This is a genomic window from Paracoccus aestuarii (assembly GCF_028553885.1).
Taxonomy (GTDB): domain Bacteria; phylum Pseudomonadota; class Alphaproteobacteria; order Rhodobacterales; family Rhodobacteraceae; genus Paracoccus; species Paracoccus aestuarii.
Window position 1 is genome coordinate 1,246,270 of record NZ_CP067169.1, and the last position, 24,810, is coordinate 1,271,079.

Consider the following 24,810-nt stretch of genomic DNA (forward strand, 5'->3'; position numbering starts at 1 on the left):
CCTGACCGCGCCCTGGCCCCGGGGCGTGGCGCGCCACGTCCTGGACCGCGTGGACAGCACCAATGCCGAGGCCTTCCGCCTGGCCCCGTCCCTGACCGGGCCGGCCTGGATCATGGCCCGGCGGCAGGAGGCCGGGCGCGGCCGTCGCGGGCGCGCCTGGACCGACCCCCCCGGAAATTTCGCGGCCACGCTGGTCCTGCGCCCCGATGGGCTGGCGGCGGATGTGGCGCGGCTGTCCTTCGTGGCGGCCTTGGCGGTGCATGACGCGCTGCGCGACCTGTGTGGGCCTGCGCTGAACGTGGCGCTGAAATGGCCCAATGACGTGCTGCTGAACGGCGGCAAGTTGTCGGGCATCCTGCTGGAGAGCAGCGGCGCGGGCCAGCGTGTCACCACCTTGGCCATCGGCATCGGCATCAACCTGGCCGAGGCGCCCCAGCCCAATCAGGTCGAACCCGGTGCCCTGCGTCCCGTCAGCCTGGCGCAGGAGACCGGCCTGACCGTCACCCCCGACGAGATGCTGGACGCCTTGGCCCCGGCCTTCGCCCGTTGGCACGACCAGGCCGCGACCATGGGCTTCGCGCCGATCCGCCAGGCGTGGCTGGCCCGCGCGGCGCGGCTTGGTGACACGATCACCGCGCGGACCGGCACGGCCGAGGTCACGGGGATCTTCGACGGCATCGATGACAGCGGCGCGCTGATTCTGCGCACGCCGCGCGGTGTGCAGGCGATCCCCGCCGCCGACATCCATTTCGGGGGCTGAGGCATGCTGCTCTGCATCGATACCGGCAACACGAACACGGTCTTCTCGATCTGGGACGGGACGCGGTTCCTGGCCCATTGGCGCATCCGTACCGATCACCGGCGCACGGCGGATGAATATTACGTCTGGCTGTCCACGCTGATCGCCGTCCAGAAATTCGAATTGCAGATCGACGCCTGCATCATCAGCGCCACCGCGCCGCGCGTGGTCTTCAACCTGCGGGTGCTGTGCAACCGCTATTTCGACACGCGGCCCTTGGTCGTGGGCAAGCCCGATTGCCTGCTGCCGATGCCGCCGCGGGTCGATCCAGGGACCACGGTGGGACCCGACCGGCTGGTGAACACGGTGGGCGCCTATGACCGGCACGGGCCGGACCTGATCGTGGTGGATTTCGGCACGGCCACGACCTTCGACGTGGTGGATCGCGACGGCGCCTATATCGGCGGTGTCATCGCGCCGGGCGTGAACCTGTCGCTGGAGGCGCTGCATATGGGGGCGGCGTCGCTGCCTCATGTCGATGTGACGATGCCGGCGACGGTGATCGGCACGAATACAGTTGCATGTATCCAGTCCGGCGTGTTCTGGGGATATGTGGGGTTGGTCGACGGTATCGTGGACAAGATCCGCGCCGAGCGCGACCGCCCGATGAAAGTGATAGCCACTGGCGGGCTTGCGCCATTGTTCGATCAGGGCTTCGACCTGTTCGACGCGATTGAAGACGATCTGACGATGCACGGGCTGCGGCTCATACACGACTATAACAAGGAGACCGGAGATGGCTGAGCGCCTGATCTACCTGCCCCTGGGCGGCGCGGGTGAAATTGGAATGAACGCCTATGTCTATGGGCATGGCGCGCCGGGCAAGGAACGCCTGATCCTGGTGGATCTGGGCGTGACCTTCGGCGACATGGAGGGCAGCCCGGGGATCGACCTGATCATGCCCGACCTGACCTGGCTGGAAAAGAACCGCCACCGGCTGGAGGCGATCTTCGTCACCCATGGCCACGAGGATCATATCGGCGCCATCGCGCATCTGTGGAAGCGGCTGGATGTGCCGATCTATGCGCGCCGCTTCACCGGCACGCTGGTGCGCCTGAAGATGGAGGAGCACGGCCTGCCCGCCGAGGCCGTTACCATCGTCGAGCCGCGCCCCGAGATCGTCAAGGCCGGGCCGTTCTCGGTCCAGTTCATGCCGATCAGCCATTCGATCCCGGAAAGCAGCGCGCTGATCATCGACAGCCCCGCGGGCCGGATCGTGCATACGGGCGATTTCAAGATGGACGTGACCCCGGTCGTGGGCGACGCCTTCGACGCGATCGGCCTGTCCGAGATCGCCGCCGAGGGCAAGGGCGTCAAGATCCTGGCCTGCGACAGCACGAACATCTTCTCGACCCATCCCGGCCGGTCCGAGGCCGTGCTGGCCACGCCAATCCTGGAATGGGTGATGGCGCAGAAGAACTTGGTCGTCGCCACGACCTTCGCCAGCAACATCGCGCGGCTGAAGACACTGGCCGATGCGGCCCGCGCCTCGGGTCGCAAGATCTGCCTGTTGGGCCGGGCGATGCGGCGCATGGTCAGCGTGGGCTTCGACACGGGCATCCTGAAGGATTTCCCCGAGACGATAGGCCCAGAGGAGGCGGCCAAGCTGCCCCGCAACAAGGTCATGCTGCTGGTCACCGGCAGCCAGGGCGAACGCCGCGCCGCCAGCGCGCAGCTGTCGCGCGGCCGCTATCTGGGGCTGTCGCTGCAGGAGGGGGACAGCTTCCTCTTCAGCTCCAAGACCATTCCGGGCAACGAGAAGTCGGTCGGCCGGATCATGAACGCACTGAGCGAATCCGGGGTCGATGTGTGGGATGCCGATGACGGCCTCTATCACGTGTCGGGCCATGCGAACCGCCCCGATATCGAGGCGATGCATGACCTGCTGAAGCCGCGCGTCGTGATCCCGATGCATGGCGAGCATCTGCATCTGCGCGAGCATGCGCTGCTGGCCCGCGCCAAGGGGATGACCGCCGAGGTGGTGACGAACGGCACGATGCTGGACCTGACCGGCGACAAGCCCAAGGTCGTGGATCATGTCGAGACCGGGCGGCTCTATCTGGACGGCAACCAGCTGATCGGTGCGATGGACGGTGTGGTCCGTGACCGCATCCGCATGGCGCTGAACGGGCATGCGATGATCAGCGTGATCGTGGACGAGGACGACAACGTCCTGCCCGATGCCTGGGTCGAGCTGATGGGCCTGCCCACCCGCACCCGGTCGGGCGGCGAGCTGTCGGGCCAGATCGAATCCGAGCTGTCCGAGTTCCTGGAGCGCGCGGATGGCCGCACGGTCCGCGACGACGGCAAGCTGGACGAGGCGATCCGCAAGATCACCCGTCAGGTGGCGATGGAGGAGATCGGCAAGAAGCCCGAGGTCACCGTCATCATCAGCCGCCTGATGGCCGACTGACGCCGCTGGTTGCGTCCCGCGACGGCCGGGGGGCCAGCCCCCCGGACCCCCCTCTGCAGGGCAAGGGGCGGCCCGTCGCGCGACGCCCTTCAGGCAGGGGGTCCGGGGGGGGGGTGCCAACCCCCCCGGCCATCGCGGGACGCAAATCGGCGCTTGGGTCTTGAAACCGCGCCCGTCATGCGGCAATGCCCGCGCATGAGCGACAAAGCCGACACCGTCTTCGATCCGAATCCGCCGCGGCGGAATTTCTATGGCCGCCGTCATGGCAAGACCCTGCGGCAGAGCCAGAAGGGCTATCTGTCCGAGGATCTGGGCGAGCTGCGCCCCCGGGGCATCACGCTACAGGACAATCCCGACCGCCACCCGGTCGATCCGCAGGCGATCTTCGGCAATGCCAATCCGGTCTGGTTGGAGGTCGGCTTCGGCGGGGGCGAGCACATGGTCCACATGGCCGCCACCTATCCCGGCATCAACATCATCGGCTGCGAGCCCTTCATCAACGGCGTCGCCATGCTGCTGGGCAAGATCCGTGCCGCCGGGGTCGACAATGTCAGCGTCCATCCCGGCGACGCGCGCGACCTGATGGACGTGCTGCCCGATGCCAGCATCCAGCGCGCCTTCCTGATGTATCCCGATCCCTGGCCCAAGGCGCGCCATCACCGTCGCCGCTTCGTCACGCCCGAGCATCTGCTGCCTTTGGCGCGGGTGATGCAGCCGGGCGGCATCTTCCGCGTAGCCAGCGACATTCCCGACTATATCCGCCAGACGCGCGAGCAGGTGCCCCCCGCAGGCTTCGAGACGATCGGTGACACGGCCGAGGCCTGGGACGACTGGATCAGCACCCGGTACGAGCAGAAGGCCCTGCGTGAAGGCCGCGCGCCCCATTACGTGACCTTCCGCCGGACATGAAAAAGGCCCGCAGTGCGGGCCTTTTCCTCATTCTACCGTCACCGATTTCGCCAGGTTCCGGGGCTGGTCCACATCCGTGCCCTTGGCCACCGCGGTGTGATAGGCCAGATACTGCATGGGCACCGCATAGAGGATCGGCTGGAACACCCCGCCACCTTGGGGCAGCGCCAGGCTGGCCGTCACCCCTTCGCCCGCCGCCGCGATCCCCGCCGTGTCCGAGATCAGCAGCACGCGGCCATGCCGGGCCATCACCTCCTGCATGTTCGAGATGGTCTTGTCGAACAGCGCGTCATGCGGCGCCAGCACCACCACCGGCACGTCGCCGTCGATCAGCGCGATGGGGCCGTGCTTCAGCTCGCCCGAGGCATAGCCCTCGGCATGGATGTAGCTGAGCTCCTTGAGCTTCAGCGCGCCCTCCAGTGCCACGGGATAAAGCGCCCCGCGCCCCAGATAGAGGACGTCGCGGGCCTGGGCCAGCCATTCGGCCTGCACCCGGCATTCATCCGACAGGGCCAGCGCCTGCGACAGCAGTGCGGGCACCGCGCGCAGGTCGCGCAGATGGGCGGCCAGCGCGGCATCGTCGATCCGGCCCCGGTCATGCGCGGCCTTCAGCGCCAGCACGGCAAGGACCGCCAACTGACAGGTGAAGGCCTTGGAGGAGGCCACGCTGACCTCGATCCCCGCACGGGTGGGCAGGGCCATGTCCGCATCCCGCGCGATTGCCGAGGTTCCCACATTCACCAGCCCCAATGTCCGCGCCACCCGGCCCCGCGCGTAATGCAGCGCGGCCAGCGTGTCCGCCGTCTCGCCCGACTGGCTGATCGCGACGAACAGGCTGCGATCCGACAGGGGCGGCTCGCGATAGCGGAACTCGGAGGCCACGTCGATGTCGCAGGGCAGGCCCGCCAGCTGCTCGAACCAGTATTTCGCGACATGGCCCGCCAGATGCGCCGTGCCGCAGCCGACCAAGGTCACCCGGTCCAGCGCGGCGAAATCCAGCCCCTCGGGCAGCACGATCCGGTCGCCCTTGACGTAATGGGTCAGAACGTCGCCGATCACGGCGGGCTGCTCGGCGATCTCCTTGGCCATGAAATGGCGATAGCCGCCCTTGTCCACGACCGTCGCGCCCACGTCGATGCGGCTGACGGGGCGGTGCGTCTGCTGGCCCTCGGCGTCCCAGACCTGCATGCCTGTGCGGGTCAGCAGGGCGTGGTCGCCATCCTCCAGATAGGTGATCTGGTCGGTGAAGGGGGCCAAGGCGACGGCGTCGGATCCCAGGAACATCTCGCCCGTGCCATGGCCGATGGCCAGCGGGCTGCCCTTGCGGGCGGCGATCAGCATGTCGCCCTCGCCGTCGAACAGGAAGGCCAGCGCGAAGGCGCCCTGCAGCCGGGCCAGTGTCGCACGGGCGGCCTCCAAGGGCGTCATGCCCTGATCCAGGTGATGCGCGGTCCAGAGCGCCACCGTCTCGGTATCGGTATCCGATTCGGGCGCGACGCCCAGCTCGGCCAGCTCGGCCCGCAGCTCGCGGAAATTCTCGATGATGCCGTTATGGACGACCGCGACGGGGCCGGACCGGTGGGGATGGGCGTTCACCTGCGTCGCCGCGCCATGGGTCGCCCAACGCGTATGGCCGATGCCCGCATGGCCGGGCAGGGGGTCATGGACCAGCGCATCCGACAGGTTCACCAGCTTGCCCACCGCGCGCCTGCGGTCCAGCCGCCCCGAGGCATCCACCGTCGCCACGCCCGCGCTGTCATAGCCTCGATATTCCAGGCGCTTGAGCGCATCGACCAGCTGGGGCGAGACCTCGTGATTGCCCAGAATTCCAATGATGCCGCACATCAGCGGGCCTCCTTCTTGGCGCGCAGCGCCGCCATCAGGCGGGTCGCGAGGCCGGGTTTCGTCGCCTGACGGGCGCGGCCGATGGCCAAGGCACCGTCGGGCACGTCCTCGGTGATGGTGCTGCCCGATCCGGTCATGGCATCCGCGCCGACCGTGACCGGGGCCACCAGCATCGTGTCGCTGCCGATGAAGGCCCGCGGTCCGATCACCGTGCGGTGCTTCGAGACGCCGTCATAATTGCAGGTGATGGTGCCCGCGCCGATATTCGTGTGTTCGCCCACCTGCGCATCGCCCAGATAGGTCAGGTGGCCGACCTTGACGCCCTCGTCCAGGACGGCGTTCTTGATCTCGACGAAATTGCCGACATGGACATCCGCGCCCAGTTCCGCGCCGGGGCGCAGCCGGGCGAATGGGCCGACGGTCGCGCCTTCGCTGACATGGCAGCCCTCCAGATGGCAGAAGGGCAGAATCTCGGCCCCCGATTCGACGGTGACGCCGGGGCCGAAGACCACGTTCGGCCCGATCACCGCATCGCGGCCGATTACCGTGTCCAGCGCCAGAAAGACGCTGCCGGGATCGGTCAGGGTCACGCCCTGGGCCATCAGGGCAGCGCGGGCGCGGGCCTGGAAGGCGGCCTCGGCGCCGGCCAGCTCGGCGCGGGTGTTGATGCCCAGGGTCTCGGCCTCGGCGCAGATCACCACGTCGCAGCGGCGGCCTTCGGCGCGGGCCAGGGCGGGCAGGTCGGTCAGATAGTATTCGCCCGCCGCATTGTCGTTGGACAGCCGCCCGATCAGCGCGCGCAGCAGGTCGGCATCGATCGCCATGACCCCGGAATTGCACAGGGCGATGTCGCGGGTCGCGGCATCGGCATCCTTCCATTCGACGATCCGGTCCAGCCCGCGGTCGTTCACGATCAGCCGGCCATAGCGGCCCGGATCCTCGGCCTCGAAGCCCAGCACCACCAGGTCCGAGGGATGCGCGGCCAGTTCGGCCAGCGTGTCCTCGGCGATGAAGGGGGTGTCGCCGTAAAGCACGATGACGCGGCCGCCGAAGCCCTCCAGCACGGGCATGGCTTGGCGCACCGCATGGCCGGTGCCCAGCTGTTCGGCCTGCAGGACGGTGGCGGCCTCGGGGTCCAGCCGGGCCACGGCGCGGGTCACCGCATCGGATCCGTGGCCGGTCACCACCACGATCTGTTCGGGCTCCAGGCTGCGGGCCGCGCGCAAGGCATGGCCCACCAGCGGCGCGCCGCCAAGCCGGTGCAGCACCTTGGGCAGGTCGGACTGCATCCGGCTGCCCTGTCCCGCCGCCAGAATCACCACCGCCGTCGCGTTTTCCGCCATGCCGCCCTCGTCGCCTGTTTGCTTTTGTTCAGCGGCGTTCTAATCGGGGAAGGCCGCGGGGGAAAGACCCGCGCCGGTCACCTTTGGTGTCGGATCGTTTCGGAGGGGGCATGATGGCGGGCACGGTGGTTTTCGATCTGGACGGCACGCTGGCGGATACGTCGGGCGACCTGCTGGCGGCGGCGAATGCCTGCTTTCGCGCGCGGGGTCTGGGCGATCTGCTGCATCCGCAGGATGACGCGCTGATCGCCTTTCACGGCGGGCGGGCGATGCTGCGGGCGGGATATGGGCGGATGCCGGGCGACCACCTGCTGCCGCCGGGCGCCGAGGACGAGGATTTCGCCCGCCTGCTGGACCATTATGGCGCCGCGATCGCAGTGCATACGCGGCTTTATCCCGGGGTAGAGGATGCGCTGGACCGGCTGGCGGCGGATGGCCATATCCTGACCGTCTGCACGAACAAGCCCGAGGCCTTGGCCGAGGCGCTGCTGCGCGAGCTGGGCATCCGCGACCGCTTCGGCGCGATGATCGGCGCGGATACGCTGCCGGTGCGCAAGCCCGATCCGCGGCCCTATCAGGCGGCGGTCGAACAGGCGGGGGGCACGGTCACGCGGTCCTTTCTGGTGGGCGATACCGAAACCGACCGCAAGACCGCCGCGGCCGCGGGCGTGCCGGTCGCCCTCGTCAGCTTCGGCCCCGAGGGCGAGGCGATATCCCGCCTGGCCCCCGAGGCGCTGCTGGCCCATTTCGACGACCTGCCCGCGCTGGCGCGGGACTGGCTGGACTAGAGCGCGTCCTTCTTTTCCGCCTTGTCCGAGGAATCCGCGTTCAGCATGCCGTAATTCTGTTCGCCGATCTTCTCGAACAGGTCCAGCTGGGTCTCCAGGAAGTCGATATGGCCTTCCTCGTCCTGGATCAGATGCTCGAACAGGTTCTTGCTGACGTAATCGCCGACCGCCTCGCAATGGTCGCGCGCCTCGATATAGAGCGTGCGGGCATCATGTTCGGCGGCCAGGTCGCTTTCCAGCGTCTCCTTCAGGGTCTGGCCGATGCGCAGCGGGTCCAGCTTCTGCAGGTTCGGATGGCCCTCCAGAAAGATGATCCGTTCGATCAGGCGGTCGGCATGGTGCATCTCCTCGATGGATTCCTCGCGCGACTTGGCGGCGATGCGGCCAAAGCCCCAATCCTCCTGCAGGCGGTAATGCACCCAGTACTGGCTGACCGCGGTCAGTTCAGACCGCAGCGCGGCGTTGAGATAGTCGATGACCTTGGCGTCGCCCTTCATGGGGAATGTCCTCTCTGCTGTCTGTGCGGTGCCGCAGGATCGGCGGCGCGACGCCCAGCTTATCGCAGGCGCGCATCGTGTCCAGAAACAGCGGCATGCAGCCGCCGCAATCGGCACGTTTCCCCAGGGCGTGATAGATCTTGCCCGGCGTGATGATCGTCTGCGGATCGGCCGTCCGCATCCAGTCGATGGCGGCGCGGATGTCGTGATCCGAGATCTGGGTGCAGTGGCAGACGATCATGGCGGGGCTCCTGTGATGCGGAAACTGACCGAAACAGTCGGGCTTGTAAAGACCGATCAAAAGGATCAGGCATCACGCCCGCTTGACGCAGCCGCGCGCCGGTCGCAAAAGCCGGGCCATGAAGCTGTCCGATTTCGATTTCGACCTGCCCGAGGGGTTGATCGCGACCCGTCCCGCCCGCCCCCGCAGCGCGGCGCGCCTTCTGCTGGCCCAAGGCGGGGGGATCGAGGATCGGATCGTGGCCGACCTGCCCGAGATCCTGCGGCCCGGCGATCTGCTGGTCCTGAACGACACGCGGGTGATCCCCGCGCGCCTGACCGGCACGCGCACCCGCGCGACGCCGCAGGGCGATGCCACCGCCCGGATCGAGGTCACGCTGCTGGAACCCGCCGCCGAGGGTTGGCAGGCGCTGGCCAAGCCCCTGCGCAAGCTGCGCGCGGGCGAGGTGATCCGCTTTGGCCAGGATCTGTCGGCCGAGGTGGCCGAGATCACCGAGGGCGGGCTGCGCCTGGTCTTCGACGCCCAAGGCGAGGCCTTCGACGCGGCGCTGAACCGGGTCGGCGCCATGCCGCTGCCGCCCTATATCGCGGCGCTGCGCGCGCCCGACGATCAGGACCGCGACGATTACCAGACGGTCTGGGCCGCGCGGCAGGGCGCGGTCGCGGCCCCCACGGCCAGCCTGCATTTCGACGCCCCCCTGCTGGAGGCCTTGGCCGCGCGGGGCTTGGAATTTGCCCATGTCACGCTGCATGTGGGGGCGGGGACCTTCCTGCCGGTCAAGGTCGATGACGTCACCACCCACCGGATGCATTCCGAATGGGGCGAGGTGTCCCAGGATGCCGCCGATGCCATCAACCGCGCCCGGGCCGAGGGCCGGCGCGTCATTCCCGTGGGCACCACCGCCCTGCGCCTGATCGAATCGGCGGCCACCGGGCCGGGGCGGATCGCGGCCTTTCGTGGCACGACCGACATCTTCATCTATCCCGGCCATCACTTCCGGGTGACCGACGGTCTGATGACCAATTTCCACCTGCCGAAATCGACGCTGATGATGCTGGTCTCGGCGCTGATGGGCCGCGAAAAGATCCGGGAAATCTATGGACATGCGGTCCGGGAACGCTATCGTTTCTTCAGTTACGGCGATGCGTCGCTTCTAATCCCCTGAGGTCGGTTTGAGACTGGCGCGGGGGTCGTCGGGGCGCTAGGGCGTGGTCCCTCCGCCACCCGAACCCGAGAACCGCGATGATTTCCGTGCTGCGCATGACATGGCCCCTGCTGCTGGGCATCCTGCTGCTGATGGTCGGCAACGGCATGCAGGGCACGCTGCTGGGCATCCGCGGCGGGATCGAGGGCATCCCGACCTTCCAGATGTCGGTGGTCATGACCGGCTATTTCGGGGGCTTTCTGCTGGGCAGCCTGACCGTGCCCACGCTGATCAAGAATGTGGGCCATGTGCGGGTCTTCGCGGCCTTGGGATCGCTGATCTCGGCCACGCTGATCCTGTTCCCGGTCGAGGCGAACTGGCCCTTCTGGACCTTCCTGCGCTTCATGATCGGATACTGTTTCTGCGGGGTCTACATCACCGCGGAAAGCTGGCTGAACGCGGGGTCCAGCAACGAAAATCGCGGCCAGGCGCTGTCGGCCTACATGATCGTCCAGATGCTGGGCATCGTCATCGCGCAGGCGCTGCTGAACGTGGCCGATCCGGCGGGGTTCCTGTTGTTCGTGATCCCCTCGGTGCTGGTCTCGCTGGCCTTCACGCCGATCCTGCTGTCGGCGCAGCCCGCGCCCCAGTTCCAGACGATCAAGCGCATGTCCTTCCGCAGGCTCTACGAGGCCTCGCCCCTGGGCTGCGTGGGGATCTTCCTGATGGGGGGGGTCTTTGCGGTCCTGTCGGGCATGTCATCGGTCTGGGGGGCGCAGATCGGGCTGACGGTGGCGCAGATCAGCCTGTTCGTGGCGGCGATCTATGCGGGCGGGCTGGTGCTGCAATATCCGATCGGCTGGATTTCCGACCGTTATGATCGGCGCAAGCTGGTGCTGGGCCTGTCGGCCATCGGGGGGCTGTGCGGGCTGGTGGTGATCGCGGCGCAGCCCGGCACCCTGGGGCTGGTCATCGCGGGGGCGATCATGGGCGGCGTGGCCAACCCGGTCTATGCGCTGCTGCTGGCCTATACCAACGACTATCTGGATCAGAGCGACATGGCATCCGCATCCGCGGGGCTGCTGTTCATCTATGGCCTGGGCAGCATGGCGGGGCCCTTGGCGACCGGCTGGCTGATGGGGGTCGTGGGGCCAGATGGCTACTGGATCTATATGGGGGTGCTGATGGCGCTGCTGACCGTCTATGCGGGCTGGCGCACCACGCAGCGCCGCGGCCTGACCCCGGACGAACAGGGCAGCTTTGCCGTCATCACCCCAAGCGCCACCCCTATCGCGGTCGAGGTCGTGCTGGATGAGGCGCAGTCAGACACCAGCCAGCCCGCCGCCTGAGGCGCGGGTTGCCGGTCACCGGCGAATGGTTTAACGCTGAACTATCATTCTTCAGCGGGGGACCCGATGGCCCAGAATTTCGACTTGGTGGTGATCGGCGCGGGGCCGGGCGGCTATGTGGCCGCGATCCGGGGCGCGCAGCTGGGCCTGAAGGTGGCCTGCATCGAACGCGAGCATCTGGGCGGCATCTGCCTGAACTGGGGCTGCATCCCGACCAAGGCAATGCTGCGTTCGGCCGAGGTCTATCACCTGATGCACCGCGCCAAGGATTTCGGGCTGAAGGCCGATGGCATCGGCTATGACCTGGATGCGGTGGTCAAACGCTCGCGCGGGGTGGCCAAGCAGCTGTCGGGCGGCATCGGGCATCTGTTCAAGAAGAACAAGGTGACGGTGATCATGGGCGAGGCCAAGCTGGCCGGAAAGGGCAAGGTTACCGTCAAGACCGACAAGGGGACCGAGGAGGTCACCGCGAAATCCATCGTCCTGGCCACCGGCGCGCGGGCGCGCGAGCTGCCGGGGCTGGAGCCGGACGGCAAGCTGGTCTGGAACTACAAGCACGCGCTGGTGCCGCCGCATATGCCCAAGCGGCTGCTGGTCATCGGATCGGGCGCCATCGGCATAGAGTTCGCCAGCTTTTTCAACACGCTCGGCGCCAAGACCACGGTCGTCGAGGTCATGGACCGCGTGTTGCCGGTCGAGGATGCCGAGATCAGCGCCTTCGCCAAGAAGCAGTTCGTCAAGCAGGGCATGACGATCATGGAAAAGGCCGCGGTCAAGAAGCTGGACCGCAAGGGCGACACCGTGACCGCCCATATCGAGGTGGGCGGCAAGGTCGAGACGCAGGAGTTCGACACGGTGATCTCGGCCGTGGGCATCGTCGGCAATACCGAGGGGCTGGGCCTGGAGGAGGCGGGCATCAAGATCGACCGCAGCCATGTCGTCACTGACGAATACTGCCGCACCGGGGTGGATGGCGTCTATGCCATCGGCGATCTGGCGGGCGCGCCTTGGCTGGCGCACAAGGCCAGCCACGAGGGCGTGATGGTGGCCGAGCTGATCGCGGGCAAGCACCCCCATCCGATCAAGCCGGGCAGCATCGCGGGCTGCACCTATTGCCACCCGCAGGTGGCATCCGTGGGCCTGACCGAGGCAAAGGCCAAGGAACAGGGGCTGGAGATCAAGGTCGGCCGCTTCCCCTTCGTCGGCAACGGCAAGGCGATCGCATTGGGCGAGCCCGAGGGCATGGTCAAGACCATCTTCGACGCCAAGACCGGCGAATTGCTGGGCGCCCACATGGTCGGCGCCGAGGTGACCGAGCTGATCCAGGGCTATGTCATCGGCCGCCAGCTGGAGACGACCGAAGCGGACCTGATGGAGACGGTCTTCCCGCATCCGACCCTGTCCGAGATGATGCATGAGGCGGTGCTGGACGCCTACGGTCGCGCGATCCATTTCTGATCGCCGCCGGATGGACGCGGAAAGGGGGCCCCGGCGGCCCCCTTTTTCATGGGATGGGGCGCAGCACCGTGACGCCCACCGCGGCGGCGCGGGCCAGTTCGGGGTCCAACGACATGCCCACATATTCGCCCCGCCGCCACAGCCCCGCCAGATCGTCGTAATGGCGCGAGAAGGGGTGCCCCGACTGCCCCGTCGCGATGATGAAGACCGAGCTGTCGGGATCGGCCAGGTCGATCACGCTGCGGAACCCGGCCCCGTCGCGGGCGCGGAACGGATCGGTGCCGCGGCCCAGCAGGCCGGTCCGCGCGATGGTGAATTCCCCGCCCGAGATGGATTGCGTGATGTTCACGATCCAGCGCAGCGCGGGCAGGCTGCCCAGGCCCGGATGGGCATGGTCGGCCTGATGCACGTCGCCCCACCGCCAGCTGGTCACGTCCGGCCCGTGGCGGGCGGCCAGGTCCAGGATGGCGCGGTCCAGCGCCTGGCGGGCGATGGTGGCGCAATCCTCGACTGCGGCGCTCTGGACGATGTCGCACCATGCGCCCGCCCCGTCGCGGTTGCGAAAGACCGCATCGATGAAGCGCGGCTGCAGGCGGATCACGTCATCGGCCAAGGGCCCCAGCTCGTCGCGGATCAGCCGGTCCTGCAGGGCCGACATCCACGCGGCATAGATCAGTGGTTCGGGCAGATGCTCGTTCATGGCCCCGTCCCACTCCGCCAGCAGCATCAGCGCGTCCTGGCGCTGGCGCTCGGGCGTGCCGGGGGCGGCGGGGTCGCCCGTGAACCACAAATTCGCCCCCACCAAGGGCAGCAGCGCGCGCGCCGCAGGGCTGACGATATCCAGCTGGGCGGCCATGAAGCTGTCGCGGGAATGCACCTCGCGGTCATCCAGCAGGCGGGTCAGGCGGCCGCGGCGTATGCCGTCGGCGATGGGCTCCTCGGTGGCCAGGGCCAGGCCCTCGGCGGGGCGCTGGCCGATGGCGGCCAAGGGCACGGCGCGGGTCCAGGCCGTCTCGGCCAGCCAGCCGGGCGCGGGCAGGGCGCCGCCGGTGGGATGGTCGGCCGAACGCTGCGGGGCGGCGCCGGCGGCCAAGCGGGTGACGCTGTCTTCGGCCGCCAGGATCACGTCCAGCGCGGGGGCCACGACGCCGGTCAGCGCGCGCGCGGCCTCGGCCGCGTCCTGCGCCTGCATCATCCCCATCAGCGCCGACATGGTTCCGTCCTGGCGCGACAGCCCCGTCCAACGCAGCGCCGCGACATGGCCGATGGGCGTCACGTCGCGCAGCCCGGGATCCAGGCCCGGCACGACGGGGCCGTTCACCGTCTCGCGCAGGGTGATGGTCTGGGCGGGGGCGTCCAGCACGCGGATCACCTCGGTCCGGGTCTGGAAGGGCGTCCAGCCCTGCGGGCCGCGATAGCGGTCGGGATTGCCGGGCTGGACCTCCTCGATGGCGATGTCGGCATCGTCGATCTCCAAGGGGGTGACGGCCCAGGACAGGGCCGCGCTGCGCCCCGACAGGACCAGCGGCATGCCGGGCACGGTCGCCCCGATCACGCCGCCCGATTCCAGCTCCAGCCGGGCCAGGTAATAGAGCGACGGCGCCGTCAGGGGCGCGTGGAGGTCATTGGCGATCAGCGATGCGCCCGCCGCGGTGCGCTGCGGTTCGGCCGCGAAGGCATTGGCGCCCAGATGCTGGCCGGGGGCCAGAAAGCCCGGCCGCGAGGCCCGCGCGTCCGGGTCGATGCGTCGTTCCGGCGTGCCGAGCCGCGCGCCCGGAAACAGCGATGCATAGCCCGGCAGCGGCGGCAGGGTCGCGCGGTCCAGGATCTGGGTGCCGCGTTCGGGCCAGGCCAGGTCCAGCCGGGCGCGCAGCACCTCGTCGGCGGCGGCATTGGTGCTGGCGGCGGCCAGCAGCTTCAGGATCGCCAGCGAATCCGCCGGCTGCCAGAAGGTGATCACGTCGGGAAACAGAAAGAATTCCGGCGCGCCGCGGCCCAGGGCGCCGTCATTGACGATGCCGATCCATTGGTTGACGCCGGCGGCATAGGCCTCGAGCGCGGCGCGGGTGCGGGGGTCCTGGACCTCCAGCGAGGCCTGGGCGTTGCGCGCCAGCCCCAGCCTGCGGGCCAGGTCGTCGGCGGGCAGGGCCTGGGGGCCATGCGCCTCGGCCAGGCGGCCTTGGGCGGCGCGGCGCAGGGTGACCATCTGGAACAGGCGGTCCTGGGCATGGGCCAGCCCCAGGGCGAAGAACACATCCGCATCGGTCCGGCCAAAGATATGGGGCACGTTCTCGGTCGAGCGCACGATCTCGACCGGGGCCGAGATGCCTCGGACGGAATGGGTCGCGGCATAGTCGGGCAAAGACCGCACCGCGAAATACCACGCCAGCACCGCCGCCAGCACCATCAGGGCGATCAGGCCGATGGTCAGCCGCAGAAGCCAGCGAAACAGGGTCAACATGGGGGGCGGGTCCTCGGGCGGCGCGCGGCGCGGGTTGACCCTGCGGCGCTTGGGTGGTGGTGTGCTGCATAGGACAGCCGCGCGCGCAATTCAACGCGCCGCGACCCGCGACGCAGGAGGAAGGCGCATGGCCGGCACGGCATTTCTGGGACTGGGCGTGATGGGGTTTCCCATGGCCGGGCATCTGGCCGCGGCGGGCCATGCGGTCACCGTCTTCAACCGCAGCCCCGGCAAGGCCGATGCCTGGACCGCCCGCCATGGCGGCCGCCAGGCCCCCACCCCGCGCGAGGCGGCCCAAGGTGCCGAATTCGTGATGGCCTGCGTGGGCAATGACGACGACCTGCGCCAGGTCTGCCTGGGCCCCGATGGCGCCTTTGCGGGGATGGCGCGGGGGGCGGTCTTCGTCGATCATACGACCGTCTCGGCCGAGGTCACGCGCGAGCTGGCGCAGGCCGCGGGCCAGGCGGGCTTGGGTTATGTGGACGCGCCGGTCTCGGGCGGGCAGGCGGGTGCCGAGAACGGCCAGCTGTCGGTGATGTGCGGCGGCGCCCAGGCCGATTACGACCGCGCAGCCCCGGTCATCGACGCCTATGCCCGGATCTGCCGCCGCATGGGCGATGTGGGCGCGGGACAGATGACCAAGATGTGCAACCAGATCGCCATCGCGGGGTTGGTTCAGGCATTGTCGGAATCGCTGGCATTCGCACAGAAGGCGGGATTGGACGTGTCCGAGGTCGTCGAGGTCATCAGCCAAGGCGCGGCAGGCAGTTGGCAGATGGTCAACCGTCACGCGACCATGGACCGGGGTGAATTCGACCACGGCTTTGCCGTGGACTGGATGCGCAAGGATCTGTCGATCTGCCTGCGCACGGGCGATGCCTTGGGCGCGGCCCTTCCGGTCACGGCCTTGGTCGATCAGTTCTACAAGGACGTCCAGGCCATGGGCGGTGGGCGTTGGGACACCTCGGCGTTGATCGCGCGTCTGACGCGCTGAGGTTCCGCATGGACAGATGAAAGGATTTCGACAATGTCGAATCGCAGCCTGACAGGACAGATCGATTTCGACGTGACCGGCGTTAACGCCCAGGAGGCGCGGGGCGAGATGCCCGTCGGGCCGGGCATCCTGAACCCCTTCGGCACGATCCATGCAGGTGCGCTGGTCTGGTTCGCGGATGTGATCGCCACGAACCTGGTCCTCGGCGGCGAACAGCCGCAGGAGGACATGGACAGCTTTCCCGTCGCCGTCACGCTGAACGCCCAGCTGCTGAAGAATCGCCGCGACGGGGTCCTGAGCGCAACAGCCCGCTGGCTGCGCAAGGGGCGGCGAATCTCGACCGTGCGCACGCAGGTCTGCGACGCGGACGGGGTGATGCTGCTGGACCTGACCTCGACCCATATCACGGCGCGTCCCGCCTGACGCGGCGGCAGGCGGGGCGGGGGCGGGTTGATCCCGCGCCCGATCCCGTCATCATGGACCCCTCAAGGAGGAGGGGACCATGGACGGCCTGATGATGCACCGCCCGCTGCTGCAAAGCGGGCTTCTGGACTATGCCGCCGAAGCCTGGCCCGGGGCCGAGATCGTCTCGCGCCGGGTCGAGGGCGACCTGCACCGGCAGGGCTGGGCCGAGACGCGGGCCCGCGCGGTCCAGCTTTCCCTGGCGCTGGAGGATCTGGGCATCGCGCCGGGCGACCGGGTGGCGACCCTCGCTTGGAACGGTCACCGGCATCTGGAGATCTATCACGCGGTCCCGGCGATGGGCGCGGTCTGCCATACGATCAACCCGCGCCTGTCGGCCGAACAGATGATCTTCGTCGCCCATCACGCGGGCGACCGGCTGCTGTTCACCGACCTGACCTTCGTGCCGCTGCTGGAAAAGCTGCACGACCGCCTGCCCGACATGCGCTATGTCATCCTGACCGACCGGGCGCATATGCCCGACACGGGTCTGCAGGCGCTCTGCTACGAGGATCTGCTGGAGGGGCGGGCCACCGATCGCGCCTGGCCGGAATTTCCTGAGACCACCGCATCAGGGCTGTGCTATACCTCGGGGACGACGGGGGATCCCAAGGGGGTGCTCTATTCCCACCGCTCCAACATGCTGCATGCGCTCGCGACGGCGGCGGTGCTGGGCCCGGATCTGGGGCCGCAGCCGCGCATCCTGCCGGTGGTCCCGCTGTTCCATGTCAATGCCTGGGGGCTGCCCTTCACCGCGCCCTTGGTCGGTGCCAGCCTGGTCATGCCCGGCCCGGCGCTGGACGGGGCCAGCCTGTGGGACCTGTGCCAGGCCGAGGCCGTCCAGAGCGCATGGGGCGTGCCCACCATCTGGCAGGGCCTGATGGCCGAGATCCAGTCCCGCGGCGCGAAACCGGATGCCCTGCGCCACATCGTCGTCGGCGGCAGCGCGATGCCCCGCAGCCTGACCGAGGCCTTCGAGAAGATGGGCGTCGATGTGAACCATGCCTGGGGCATGACCGAGACATCCCCCCTGGGCAGCCAGGGATCGCTGACGCCCCAGGAACGCGACCGCCCCTTCGCCGAACGCATGGCGCTGAAGCAGGGGCAGGGCCGCCGCGTCTTCGGGGTCGAGATGAAGATCGTCGACGACGCGGGCCGACGCCAGCCCCATGACGGCCAGGCGATGGGCGAGCTGTTCGTGCGCGGCAATACCGTCGCCGCGGGCTATCACGACAATCCCGACGCGACCGCCCGCGCCGTCGATGCCGAGGGGTGGTTCGGCACCGGCGACATCGCCTCGATCCGGCCGGACGGGTTCCTGACTCTGCGCGACCGGGCCAAGGACCTGATCAAGTCGGGCGGCGAATGGATCAGCTCGATCGATGTCGAGAACCTGGCCCTGACCCATCCCGACGTGGCGCAATGCGCGGTGATCGCGCTGCCCCATCCCAAATGGGACGAACGCCCGCTGCTGGTCGTCAAGCCGCGCGGCGATGCCCGCCCGGGGCTGGAGGATGTCTGCGCGGTGCTGCGCCCGCATCTGGCCAGCTGGCAGCTGCCCGACGACATCGTCTTTGTCGACGAGATGCCGATGACCGCCACGGGCAAGATCAGCAAGCTGACCCTGCGCCAGCGCTTCGCCGATCACGTCCTGCCCGACCTGCGCTAGCGCAGGCTGTCCAGAAAGGCGCGCTGGCGGTCCGGAATGGGGACCGGCCGGCGCGTCAGGGGGTCGATGGTCACCGTCACGAAATGCGCGGTCGCCGAAGGCTCGGCGGCCTCGCCGTCGAACATCCCCATGTCGAACCGCGCCGAGCTGCGCCCCAGATGCGTCACCGCCAGCCCGATCCGCAGGATGGCGGGCCAGGACAGTTCCGCCAGATACCGGCAGCCGTTCTCGACCACGACCAAGGGGGGCGCGCCGGGGTCCAGGAAGCCCTGGCCCAGCAGGGTCATGGTCATCGCCTCGTCGAACAGTTCCAGATAGGTGGCGTTGTAGAGATGCCCGTATTGGTCATTGTCGCGCCAGCGGGTGGGGATGGTCTGGAACAGCCGGTATTCCGTCACGCCCCGTCCCCCCTATCGGCCAGCACGAACAGCCGCAGGGCCGTCGCCAGCCCGATATGGGGCGGTCGGGCACGGTCGATCCGCCCGATCAGCGCCACGCGGGTCAGCCCCCGCGCCGCCGCGCTGGCCGCCAGCGCCTTCCAGAAGGCGTCCTCCAGCGATACCGATGTGGGATGCCCCTCGATCGTCACCGAGCGCTTGATCGGGGGCGTCATGGGGGGCAGGTCGATCATGCCCCGTCGTCATCGTCCCGGCGATGCGCCTCCAGCTGGCGGGCGGCGCGGTCGGCCTCGGCCTTGCGGGCCTCGCGCAGGGGGCGGGCCTCGCCATGGATCGCGGCATTGGCGTCGCCCGCCGCGCGCTTGGCGTCGCGGGCGCGGGACTTGCGGGCTTGGCGCAGGTTGATGATGCGGGTCATGGGTCCGGCATGAAAACGGGGCGCGCTGATCATAGCGCGCCCCGGCAGGGTCGGGTCAAGGGGGCGTCAGCCCTTGGGGCTGATCATGTCCTCGGGGCGGACGACGCGGTCGAAGGTCTCGCCATCGACGAAGCCGAGCGCGATGGCCTCCTCGCGCAGCGTGGTGCCGTTCTTATGCGCGGTCTTGGCGACCTTGGTGGCGTTGTCGTAACCGATGGTGGGCGCCAGCGCCGTCACCAGCATCAGCGATTCCTTCATCAGCTTTTCGATGCGTTCGACATTGGCTTGCGTCCCCACCACCATGTTGTCGGTGAAGCTGGAGGCCGCGTCGCCCAGAAGCTGCATCGACTGCAGCACGTTGTAGGACATCATCGGGTTGTAGACGTTCAGCTCGAAATGGCCCTGCGAGCCTGCGAAACCGACGGCGGCATCGTTGCCCATGACATGGGCGCAGACCATGGTCAGCGCCTCGGCCTGGGTGGGGTTCACCTTGCCCGGCATGATGGACGATCCCGGCTCGTTCTCCGGCAGGATCAGCTCGCCCAGACCCGAGCGCGGGCCCGATCCCAGCAGGCGCATGTCATTGGCGATCTTGAACAGGCTGCCCGCGACCGTCTTCAGCGCGCCCGAGAACATGACCATCGCGTCATGGGCGGCCAGCGCCTCGAACTTGTTGGGCGCGGTGACAAAGGGCAGGTCGGTGATCTTGGCGATTTCCGCCGCGATGGCCGTGTCCCAGCCCACCTTGGTGTTCAGCCCTGTGCCGACGGCGGTGCCGCCCTGCGCCAGCTCGTAGATGTCGGGCAGGCAGGCCTTGACCCGCTCGATCCCCTTGCGGACCTGATGGGCATAGCCGCCGAATTCCTGGCCAAGCGTCAGAGGCGTCGCATCCTGAGTATGGGTGCGGCCGATCTTGATGATGTCCTTGAATTCGTCGGATTTCGCCTCCAACGCGGCGGCCAGCTTCTCCAGCCCCGGCAGCAGCGTGTCGCGCGCCAGCATGCCGATGCCCACATGCATGGCGGTCGGGAAGGTGTCGTTGGACGACTGGCCCATGTTGCAGTGATCGTTGGGGTGGACGGGTTTCTTGGACCCCATCTCGCCGCCCATGATCTCGATGGCGCGGTTGCTGATCACCTCATTGGCGTTCATGTTCGACTGCGTGCCCGACCCGGTCTGCCAGACGACCAGCGGGAAGTTGTCGTCGAATTTGCCCTCGAAGACCTCGGTCGCGGCCTGTTCCATCGCATCGGCCAGATCGGCGGGCAGGTCGCCATTGGCGCGGTTCACCCGGGCGGCGGCCAGCTTGATCGCGCCGAGCGCGCGGATGATCGGCACCGGCTGGCGTTCCCACCCGATGGGAAAGTTCATGATCGAGCGCTGCGTCTGCGCGCCCCAGTATTTCGAGGCGTCAACCTCCAGCGGGCCGAAGCTGTCGGTTTCGGTGCGGGTCTTGGTCATCGGGTCGCTCCCTCACGGTTTCGCGCGTGGTCTATCCTGTCGGGGCCTCGGGCGCAATTCGTATGCGACGGTATGCCGTCGCTAACATCAGCCGCCCATCGCGCGGATAGCTGTGCGCAGGGCGGGCAGCTCGGCGTCGGGCAGGGGCAGGACGGGGGGTTGGGGGTCGGCCTCGGTCAGGTCCATCAGCCGGGCGGCGGCATGCACGACCCGCAGGCTGCCATGGCGGCGGAACAGGTCCCAGAGCGGCTGGAACCGATCCTCGGTCGCTGCGGTGCCCGGCGCATCGCCCGCCTGCGCCGCGCAGGACAGGGTCAGCGTCATGTCCGGCCACAGCCCCGCCGCCACGCTGAACCAGGCATCCGCCCGGTCCAGCAGCGCCCGCGTGCAGCCCCAATCGCCGCTATAGCCGATCACGAATCCCTCGGGCAAAGCGGGGCGCAGGGCCGCGACCTCATCGGCGATGCTGCCCTGCGCGGGCAGGGGCATCTTGACCGCCGCGACATGGGGGAGGGCGGCCAGCCGCGCGATCAGGCCGTGCGACATCGTCACATGGGTGGTCGAGGGGTTGTTGTAGATGCAGAGCGGCAGCCCCCCGGCATCGGCCACGGCGGCATAATGGGCGGTGATCTCATCCTCGGTCAGGGGGGTGTAGCTGACCGGGGCCAGCAGCAGCCCTGCCGCCCCCGCGCCCGCCGCATGGCGGGCCAGCGCCACGCTGTCGCGGGTGGTCAGCGTGCCCACGCCCACGATCACCGGCACCCGCCCGCGCGCCACGTCCAGCGCGATCTCCAAGGCGCGGCGGCGTTCGTCCAGGGGCAGATAGGCATAGCTGCCGGTGCTGCCCAGCAGGCCGATGCTGTCCACCTCGGCCCGGACCAGGCGGGTCAGGATGCGGCGCAGGTCATCCTCGATGACGCGGCCATCGGGGGTGGCGGGGGTGATGGGAAAGGCCGACAGGCCGCGCATGACCGACATGGGATGTTCCTCTTTGGGGTTACCGCGGGCGGCGGAAGGGCGAGGATGCGGGGTGTAAGGCCAGCAGGACCAGCATCCCCGCGATCACGGCCAGGATGGCGCCGCCCGCCCAAGGCCGGGGCGTCAGCATGACCTGATGCATGATCCGCCCCGGCAGCAGCGTGAAGACCCCCGCACCCACCAGCGCCAGCCAGACCAGGCTGAGAACCGTGCTGCGATGCGCCCTGACGCGCCCCGCGCGGGCGCTGCGCAGGATCGTCCAGGCCGTCGCCAAGGTCAGGATCGACAGAAGATGAATGGGCGAGAACGGCCCCATCAGCCGGATCTCGTGGATGAAGAGCGCGGTGACGGCGGTGGCGACCATCGCGGCCAGCCAGATCCGGCCCAGCATGCGGTGCCGGGGCGTGCCCTTGGCCCCCAGCAGCATCACCGGCGTCAGCAGCAGCGCGGGCAGGACCGCCGCCACATGCAGCCGGACCGGCCATGAGGCGTCGATCAGCGGCTGCGGGTCCATGGCCCTATTTGCGCCAGCGGTCGAGGCGCACGACCTCGCCCCCGCCCGAGGGGGGCGTGTCGTCGCCGTCATCCTCGGCGTCCAGGTGATATTCGGCGTCCTCGTCCTCATCCTCGTCGTCGCCGTCCTGGGTCTCGAAGCGCAGGCCGAATTCGACCGAAGGATCGACGAAGGTGCGCATCGCGTCGAAGGGGATGCGCAGCGGTTCGGGCGCATTGCCGAAATTCAGCGTCACGGTGAAATGGTCATCCGCGACGGTCAGGTTGTCGTACCAGTGCTGGATGACGATCGTCATCTCCTCCGGGTAGCGGTCGCGCAGCCAGGCGGCCATCTCGACCCCGTCCTCGCGTGTGTCGAAGGTGATGAAGAAATGGTGGTCGCCCGGCAGCCCGTCGCGTTTCACCAAGCGCAGCACATCGGCGATCATGCCCTGCAGCGCCTGGCGCATCATCCCGCCATAATCCAATCCAGCCCGCGCCATGCCGCCACCTTCCTTGCGTCTTGGGCCCAAGCATAGGGATATGGCCACGGATGAAAAGGGGGGGCGGGACCGGTTTCGCCCCGCATCCACCCCCCGGAGGCGCCGCCGCGATCAGGCCGCGCCGCCCCACAGGTCGTCCAAGCCCGCGCATTGCGCATCGGGCAGGCCGGTCAGGCGCCGCGCCTGCGCGGCCAAGGGCAGGCCGTCGGCCGCCGCCGCCCCGTCCAGTGCGCGCCCCTGCGCCGCCTGATCGGCCAGGGCCGAAAGGAAGCTGGCCAGCCCCTCGACCTCCTGGCGCAGCAGGTCGGCGGATTGCAGGGGCGTGGCGGCCTCGATCCCGGTCGCATGCAGCAGCGTGCCCAGGGCGGCATCGATCCGTCCCAAGCCATGGGCGATCTGGCGCGCCTCGGTCGCGGCGCGCGACAGGATCTCGGGCCGGTCGCGATCCGCCGTCATTGCAGCTTGCCCGTCACCGATTCGATGCATTTCAGCAGCGCCTCCTTGGTGAAGGGCTTGGCGATGAAGTTGTTCATCCCCGCGCGCTGGCCGCGTTCGATCATCTCGCGGTTGGCGGTGCCGGTGATCAGGATGAAGCCGATGCGCTGCGTGCTGGGGTTCTGGCGCAGCGCCTCCAGCAGGGACAGCCCGTCCATCCCCGGCATGTTGTAATCCGAGATGACCAGATGCACCGGCTGCGCGGCCAGGCGGCGAAAGGCCTCCTGCCCGTCGGACGCGTATTGGACATTGACCAGACCGGCCCAGTCCAGGGCCTGTTCGATCAGCGACCGGCTGATGGTCATGTCGTCCACGACCATCACATGAAGGTTCGATTTCAGTGCCATGTTGTCCCTTTCACGATGGTCTGGCAGGTGCCGGCCGGGCGTTGCGCCGGTATTGGGTGGTGCCGGTCGGCTCGAACAGGGCGGCCGCGGGGCCGTCCAGGCGTTCGGAATGACCGATGCAGAGCGTGCCGCCCTCGACCATCACCTCGCCGAAGCGCTGCCACAGGCGCTGGCGGGCGGTGCCGTCGAAATAGATGGCGGTGTTGCGGCAGAAGATGACGTCGAAGCGGCCTTGGAACGGCCAGGCGTCATGCAGGTTCAGTTCGGCAAAGCGCATCAGCCCGCGCAGGTCCGGCTTGGCCTCGAACCCGTCGCCCTGGGGCTGGAACCAGCGCTTCAGCTGGGCCGGCGGCACGGGCGAGACCGCATCCGCGCTGAACCGCCCCTGGCGCGAGCGGTCGACCATCTCGGGGTCGATATCGGTCGACAGCAGCAGCACGTCATGGCGGGCGGCGTCGGGAAAGGCCTCCAGCAGGGTGATGGCGATGGAATAGGGCTCCTCGCCCGAGGAGGAGGCCGCCGACCACAGCCGCAACCGCCGCCCGGCGCGGGCCTGCGCCACCATCGGCGGCAGCACGTCCTGGGCCAGGCTGCGGAAGTGATGCGCCTCGCGGAAGAAGGCGGTCACGTTGGTCGTGATCGCCGACAGCAGGTGGCGGCGTTCATCGGGGCCGTCGGACCCGTCCAGCCGCGCGCAATAGGCGCCGTAATCGGGCAGGCCCAGGACCCGCAGCCGGCGGTTCAGGCGCGCCATCAGCAGGCTGCGCTTGGCCTCGGACAGGATGATGCCGCTGTCCTGGTGCACCAGCCCCGCGATCTTGCGGAACTGGGCGTCGGTCAGTTCCGGCCCGACCGAGGGGGCCAGGGCGGACCTCAAATCTCGGCTCCCGGTGCGGCGGGCAGCAGCTGGGCCAGGTCGATCTTGCGCAGTATGCGGCCGTCCTCCAGCGTGATCATGCCGGTGATGAATTCCCGCGCGGGATTCGAGGCGATGTCGGGCACGGCCTGGATATGATCGTCATTGATGGGCAGGATGTCCGAGACCAGATCCGCCAGAAGGCCCACGATGCGGCCCGAATGCATCGCGATGATGACGACATGGCGCTGCGAGGGCGTCGCCGCCCCGAAGCCGAGCCGCGCCGACAGGTCCACCACCGTCACGACCGAGCCGCGCAGGTTGATGACCCCCTTCACGTAGTCGGGCGCGTGGGGCAGGGTCGTCGTGGGCGTCCAGCCGCGGATTTCGCGGACCAGGCCAATATCGATGCAGAAGTCCTGTTCGGCCAGCTTGAAGGCGACGACATCGCTTTTGCCGGCCGAGTTATGCGAGATGGATTGCAGCATGT

At 68.6% G+C, this 24,810-nt stretch carries 27 protein-coding genes; 11 read left to right on the top strand and 16 right to left on the bottom strand.

Features of this window, described 5'->3' with window-relative positions; genetic code table 11:
* The first annotated feature begins 1 nt into the window (after nt 1).
* The 4 genes from JHW48_RS06400 (at nt 2) to trmB (ending at nt 4,121) form a co-directional block, all read left to right on the top strand.
* Nucleotides 2-760 carry a biotin--[acetyl-CoA-carboxylase] ligase gene (locus JHW48_RS06400; protein WP_240637735.1) on the top strand — a complete coding sequence of 253 codons (759 nt, stop codon included), beginning with the start codon at nt 2-4 and terminating at the stop codon, nt 758-760.
* 3 nt (nt 761-763) lie between these two features.
* Complete coding sequence (locus JHW48_RS06405) at nt 764-1,543, top strand: type III pantothenate kinase (RefSeq protein ID WP_119885372.1); 780 nt, start codon at nt 764-766, stop codon at nt 1,541-1,543.
* Nucleotides 1,536-3,212 carry a ribonuclease J gene (locus JHW48_RS06410; RefSeq protein WP_119885373.1) on the top strand — a complete coding sequence of 559 codons (1,677 nt, stop codon included), beginning with the start codon at nt 1,536-1,538 and terminating at the stop codon, nt 3,210-3,212. Before JHW48_RS06405 ends, JHW48_RS06410 begins: the two co-directional genes overlap by 8 nt.
* 195 nt (nt 3,213-3,407) lie before the next feature.
* Nucleotides 3,408-4,121, top strand: a complete 714-nt coding sequence (gene trmB / locus JHW48_RS06415; protein WP_119885374.1) for a tRNA (guanosine(46)-N7)-methyltransferase TrmB — start codon at nt 3,408-3,410, stop codon at nt 4,119-4,121.
* Nucleotides 4,122-4,148: 27 nt separating this feature from the next.
* Here the strand turns inward: trmB and glmS are convergent, their stop codons facing one another.
* Nucleotides 4,149-5,966, bottom strand: a complete 1,818-nt coding sequence (gene glmS / locus JHW48_RS06420) for a glutamine--fructose-6-phosphate transaminase (isomerizing) (RefSeq protein ID WP_119885375.1) — start codon at nt 5,964-5,966, stop codon at nt 4,149-4,151.
* Nucleotides 5,966-7,309: a bifunctional UDP-N-acetylglucosamine diphosphorylase/glucosamine-1-phosphate N-acetyltransferase GlmU gene (gene glmU / locus JHW48_RS06425; RefSeq protein ID WP_119885376.1), complete on the bottom strand. Its 1,344-nt coding sequence runs from the start codon at nt 7,307-7,309 to the stop codon at nt 5,966-5,968. Before glmU ends, glmS begins: the two co-directional genes overlap by 1 nt.
* 113 nt (nt 7,310-7,422) lie before the next feature.
* On the opposite strand from glmU, the gene JHW48_RS06430 reads away from it, so the two are divergent.
* Nucleotides 7,423-8,097: an HAD-IA family hydrolase gene (locus tag JHW48_RS06430; RefSeq protein ID WP_119885399.1), complete on the top strand. Its 675-nt coding sequence runs from the start codon at nt 7,423-7,425 to the stop codon at nt 8,095-8,097.
* Here the strand turns inward: JHW48_RS06430 and bfr are convergent.
* Together bfr and JHW48_RS06440 are read right to left on the bottom strand one after the other, a co-directional pair.
* Nucleotides 8,094-8,594: a bacterioferritin gene (bfr, locus tag JHW48_RS06435; protein ID WP_119885377.1), complete on the bottom strand. Its 501-nt coding sequence runs from the start codon at nt 8,592-8,594 to the stop codon at nt 8,094-8,096. The genes JHW48_RS06430 and bfr overlap by 4 nt on opposite strands.
* Nucleotides 8,542-8,835 (bottom strand): (2Fe-2S)-binding protein, encoded by a 294-nt coding sequence (locus JHW48_RS06440; protein ID WP_119885378.1) that lies wholly within the window; start codon nt 8,833-8,835, stop codon nt 8,542-8,544. The genes bfr and JHW48_RS06440 overlap by 53 nt, the downstream gene beginning before the upstream one ends.
* Before the next feature lie 118 nt (nt 8,836-8,953).
* Here JHW48_RS06440 and queA point away from each other — a divergent pair, with 118 nt between their 5' ends.
* The 3 genes from queA to lpdA all read left to right on the top strand — a co-directional run bounded on the left by queA (nt 8,954) and on the right by lpdA (nt 12,786).
* Complete coding sequence (gene queA, locus JHW48_RS06445; protein WP_119885379.1) at nt 8,954-10,000, top strand: tRNA preQ1(34) S-adenosylmethionine ribosyltransferase-isomerase QueA; 1,047 nt, start codon at nt 8,954-8,956, stop codon at nt 9,998-10,000.
* A gap of 77 nt (nt 10,001-10,077) precedes the next feature.
* Nucleotides 10,078-11,328 (top strand): MFS transporter, encoded by a 1,251-nt coding sequence (locus JHW48_RS06450; RefSeq protein WP_119885380.1) that lies wholly within the window; start codon nt 10,078-10,080, stop codon nt 11,326-11,328.
* A 66-nt stretch (nt 11,329-11,394) separates the two neighbouring features.
* Nucleotides 11,395-12,786, top strand: coding sequence for a dihydrolipoyl dehydrogenase (lpdA, locus tag JHW48_RS06455; protein WP_119885381.1), 1,392 nt, complete (start codon nt 11,395-11,397; stop codon nt 12,784-12,786).
* A 46-nt stretch (nt 12,787-12,832) separates the two neighbouring features.
* On the opposite strand, the gene JHW48_RS06460 is transcribed toward lpdA, so the two are convergent.
* Complete coding sequence (locus JHW48_RS06460; RefSeq protein WP_119885382.1) at nt 12,833-15,247, bottom strand: penicillin acylase family protein; 2,415 nt, start codon at nt 15,245-15,247, stop codon at nt 12,833-12,835.
* A gap of 127 nt (nt 15,248-15,374) precedes the next feature.
* Here JHW48_RS06460 and JHW48_RS06465 point away from each other — a divergent pair, with 127 nt between their 5' ends.
* The 3 genes from JHW48_RS06465 to JHW48_RS06475 all read left to right on the top strand — a co-directional run bounded on the left by JHW48_RS06465 (nt 15,375) and on the right by JHW48_RS06475 (nt 18,372).
* A complete protein-coding gene (locus JHW48_RS06465) occupies nt 15,375-16,241 on the top strand; it encodes an NAD(P)-dependent oxidoreductase (RefSeq protein ID WP_119885383.1) in 867 nt (288 codons plus the stop codon).
* Nucleotides 16,242-16,274: 33 nt separating this feature from the next.
* Nucleotides 16,275-16,664 carry a PaaI family thioesterase gene (locus tag JHW48_RS06470; protein WP_119885384.1) on the top strand — a complete coding sequence of 130 codons (390 nt, stop codon included), beginning with the start codon at nt 16,275-16,277 and terminating at the stop codon, nt 16,662-16,664.
* A gap of 79 nt (nt 16,665-16,743) precedes the next feature.
* Entirely contained in the window at nt 16,744-18,372 is a 1,629-nt protein-coding gene (locus JHW48_RS06475) for a long-chain fatty acid--CoA ligase (protein ID WP_119885385.1), read from the top strand.
* On the opposite strand, the gene JHW48_RS06480 is transcribed toward JHW48_RS06475, so the two are convergent.
* The 11 genes from JHW48_RS06480 to JHW48_RS06530 form a co-directional block, all read right to left on the bottom strand.
* Nucleotides 18,369-18,770, bottom strand: coding sequence for an acyl-CoA thioesterase (locus JHW48_RS06480; protein WP_119885386.1), 402 nt, complete (start codon nt 18,768-18,770; stop codon nt 18,369-18,371). The genes JHW48_RS06475 and JHW48_RS06480 overlap by 4 nt on opposite strands.
* Nucleotides 18,767-19,003 carry a ribbon-helix-helix domain-containing protein gene (locus JHW48_RS06485; protein WP_119885387.1) on the bottom strand — a complete coding sequence of 79 codons (237 nt, stop codon included), beginning with the start codon at nt 19,001-19,003 and terminating at the stop codon, nt 18,767-18,769. Before JHW48_RS06485 ends, JHW48_RS06480 begins: the two co-directional genes overlap by 4 nt.
* Complete coding sequence (locus JHW48_RS06490; protein ID WP_119885400.1) at nt 19,000-19,188, bottom strand: DUF4169 family protein; 189 nt, start codon at nt 19,186-19,188, stop codon at nt 19,000-19,002. The genes JHW48_RS06485 and JHW48_RS06490 overlap by 4 nt, the downstream gene beginning before the upstream one ends.
* Before the next feature lie 66 nt (nt 19,189-19,254).
* Nucleotides 19,255-20,649, bottom strand: coding sequence for a class II fumarate hydratase (fumC, locus tag JHW48_RS06495; protein ID WP_119885388.1), 1,395 nt, complete (start codon nt 20,647-20,649; stop codon nt 19,255-19,257).
* Between the two features lie 87 nt (nt 20,650-20,736).
* Nucleotides 20,737-21,627, bottom strand: a complete 891-nt coding sequence (locus JHW48_RS06500) for a dihydrodipicolinate synthase family protein (protein WP_119885389.1) — start codon at nt 21,625-21,627, stop codon at nt 20,737-20,739.
* A gap of 19 nt (nt 21,628-21,646) precedes the next feature.
* Nucleotides 21,647-22,141, bottom strand: coding sequence for a DUF2306 domain-containing protein (locus JHW48_RS06505; RefSeq protein ID WP_119885390.1), 495 nt, complete (start codon nt 22,139-22,141; stop codon nt 21,647-21,649).
* 4 nt (nt 22,142-22,145) lie between these two features.
* The gene (locus JHW48_RS06510; RefSeq protein WP_119885391.1) at nt 22,146-22,622 is read right to left on the bottom strand and encodes an SspB family protein; all 477 of its coding nucleotides are present in this window, start codon (nt 22,620-22,622) and stop codon (nt 22,146-22,148) included.
* Nucleotides 22,623-22,733: 111 nt separating this feature from the next.
* Entirely contained in the window at nt 22,734-23,078 is a 345-nt protein-coding gene (locus JHW48_RS06515; protein ID WP_119885392.1) for a hypothetical protein, read from the bottom strand.
* Entirely contained in the window at nt 23,075-23,464 is a 390-nt protein-coding gene (locus JHW48_RS06520; protein WP_119885393.1) for a response regulator, read from the bottom strand. Before JHW48_RS06520 ends, JHW48_RS06515 begins: the two co-directional genes overlap by 4 nt.
* A 10-nt stretch (nt 23,465-23,474) precedes the next feature.
* Nucleotides 23,475-24,341, bottom strand: a complete 867-nt coding sequence (locus JHW48_RS06525) for a CheR family methyltransferase (RefSeq protein WP_240637726.1) — start codon at nt 24,339-24,341, stop codon at nt 23,475-23,477.
* Nucleotides 24,338-24,808 carry a chemotaxis protein CheW gene (locus JHW48_RS06530; RefSeq protein ID WP_119885394.1) on the bottom strand — a complete coding sequence of 157 codons (471 nt, stop codon included), beginning with the start codon at nt 24,806-24,808 and terminating at the stop codon, nt 24,338-24,340. The genes JHW48_RS06525 and JHW48_RS06530 overlap by 4 nt, the downstream gene beginning before the upstream one ends.
* Between the last annotated feature and the right edge of the window lie 2 nt (nt 24,809-24,810).

Coding starts and splice junctions, on each gene's coding strand:
- JHW48_RS06405 (WP_119885372.1), top strand. CDS start 764: ATGCTGCTCTGCATCGATACCGGCAACACGAACACGGTCTTCTCGATC.
- JHW48_RS06410 (WP_119885373.1), top strand. CDS start 1,536: ATGGCTGAGCGCCTGATCTACCTGCCCCTGGGCGGCGCGGGTGAAATT.
- trmB (WP_119885374.1), top strand. CDS start 3,408: ATGAGCGACAAAGCCGACACCGTCTTCGATCCGAATCCGCCGCGGCGG.
- glmS (WP_119885375.1), bottom strand. CDS start 5,966: ATGTGCGGCATCATTGGAATTCTGGGCAATCACGAGGTCTCGCCCCAG.
- glmU (WP_119885376.1), bottom strand. CDS start 7,309: ATGGCGGAAAACGCGACGGCGGTGGTGATTCTGGCGGCGGGACAGGGC.
- JHW48_RS06430 (WP_119885399.1), top strand. CDS start 7,423: ATGGCGGGCACGGTGGTTTTCGATCTGGACGGCACGCTGGCGGATACG.
- bfr (WP_119885377.1), bottom strand. CDS start 8,594: ATGAAGGGCGACGCCAAGGTCATCGACTATCTCAACGCCGCGCTGCGG.
- JHW48_RS06440 (WP_119885378.1), bottom strand. CDS start 8,835: ATGATCGTCTGCCACTGCACCCAGATCTCGGATCACGACATCCGCGCC.
- queA (WP_119885379.1), top strand. CDS start 8,954: ATGAAGCTGTCCGATTTCGATTTCGACCTGCCCGAGGGGTTGATCGCG.
- JHW48_RS06450 (WP_119885380.1), top strand. CDS start 10,078: ATGATTTCCGTGCTGCGCATGACATGGCCCCTGCTGCTGGGCATCCTG.
- lpdA (WP_119885381.1), top strand. CDS start 11,395: ATGGCCCAGAATTTCGACTTGGTGGTGATCGGCGCGGGGCCGGGCGGC.
- JHW48_RS06460 (WP_119885382.1), bottom strand. CDS start 15,247: ATGTTGACCCTGTTTCGCTGGCTTCTGCGGCTGACCATCGGCCTGATC.
- JHW48_RS06465 (WP_119885383.1), top strand. CDS start 15,375: ATGGCCGGCACGGCATTTCTGGGACTGGGCGTGATGGGGTTTCCCATG.
- JHW48_RS06470 (WP_119885384.1), top strand. CDS start 16,275: ATGTCGAATCGCAGCCTGACAGGACAGATCGATTTCGACGTGACCGGC.
- JHW48_RS06475 (WP_119885385.1), top strand. CDS start 16,744: ATGGACGGCCTGATGATGCACCGCCCGCTGCTGCAAAGCGGGCTTCTG.
- JHW48_RS06485 (WP_119885387.1), bottom strand. CDS start 19,003: ATGATCGACCTGCCCCCCATGACGCCCCCGATCAAGCGCTCGGTGACG.
- JHW48_RS06490 (WP_119885400.1), bottom strand. CDS start 19,188: ATGACCCGCATCATCAACCTGCGCCAAGCCCGCAAGTCCCGCGCCCGC.
- fumC (WP_119885388.1), bottom strand. CDS start 20,649: ATGACCAAGACCCGCACCGAAACCGACAGCTTCGGCCCGCTGGAGGTT.
- JHW48_RS06500 (WP_119885389.1), bottom strand. CDS start 21,627: ATGTCGGTCATGCGCGGCCTGTCGGCCTTTCCCATCACCCCCGCCACC.
- JHW48_RS06505 (WP_119885390.1), bottom strand. CDS start 22,141: ATGGACCCGCAGCCGCTGATCGACGCCTCATGGCCGGTCCGGCTGCAT.
- JHW48_RS06510 (WP_119885391.1), bottom strand. CDS start 22,622: ATGGCGCGGGCTGGATTGGATTATGGCGGGATGATGCGCCAGGCGCTG.
- JHW48_RS06515 (WP_119885392.1), bottom strand. CDS start 23,078: ATGACGGCGGATCGCGACCGGCCCGAGATCCTGTCGCGCGCCGCGACC.
- JHW48_RS06520 (WP_119885393.1), bottom strand. CDS start 23,464: ATGGCACTGAAATCGAACCTTCATGTGATGGTCGTGGACGACATGACC.
- JHW48_RS06530 (WP_119885394.1), bottom strand. CDS start 24,808: ATGCTGCAATCCATCTCGCATAACTCGGCCGGCAAAAGCGATGTCGTC.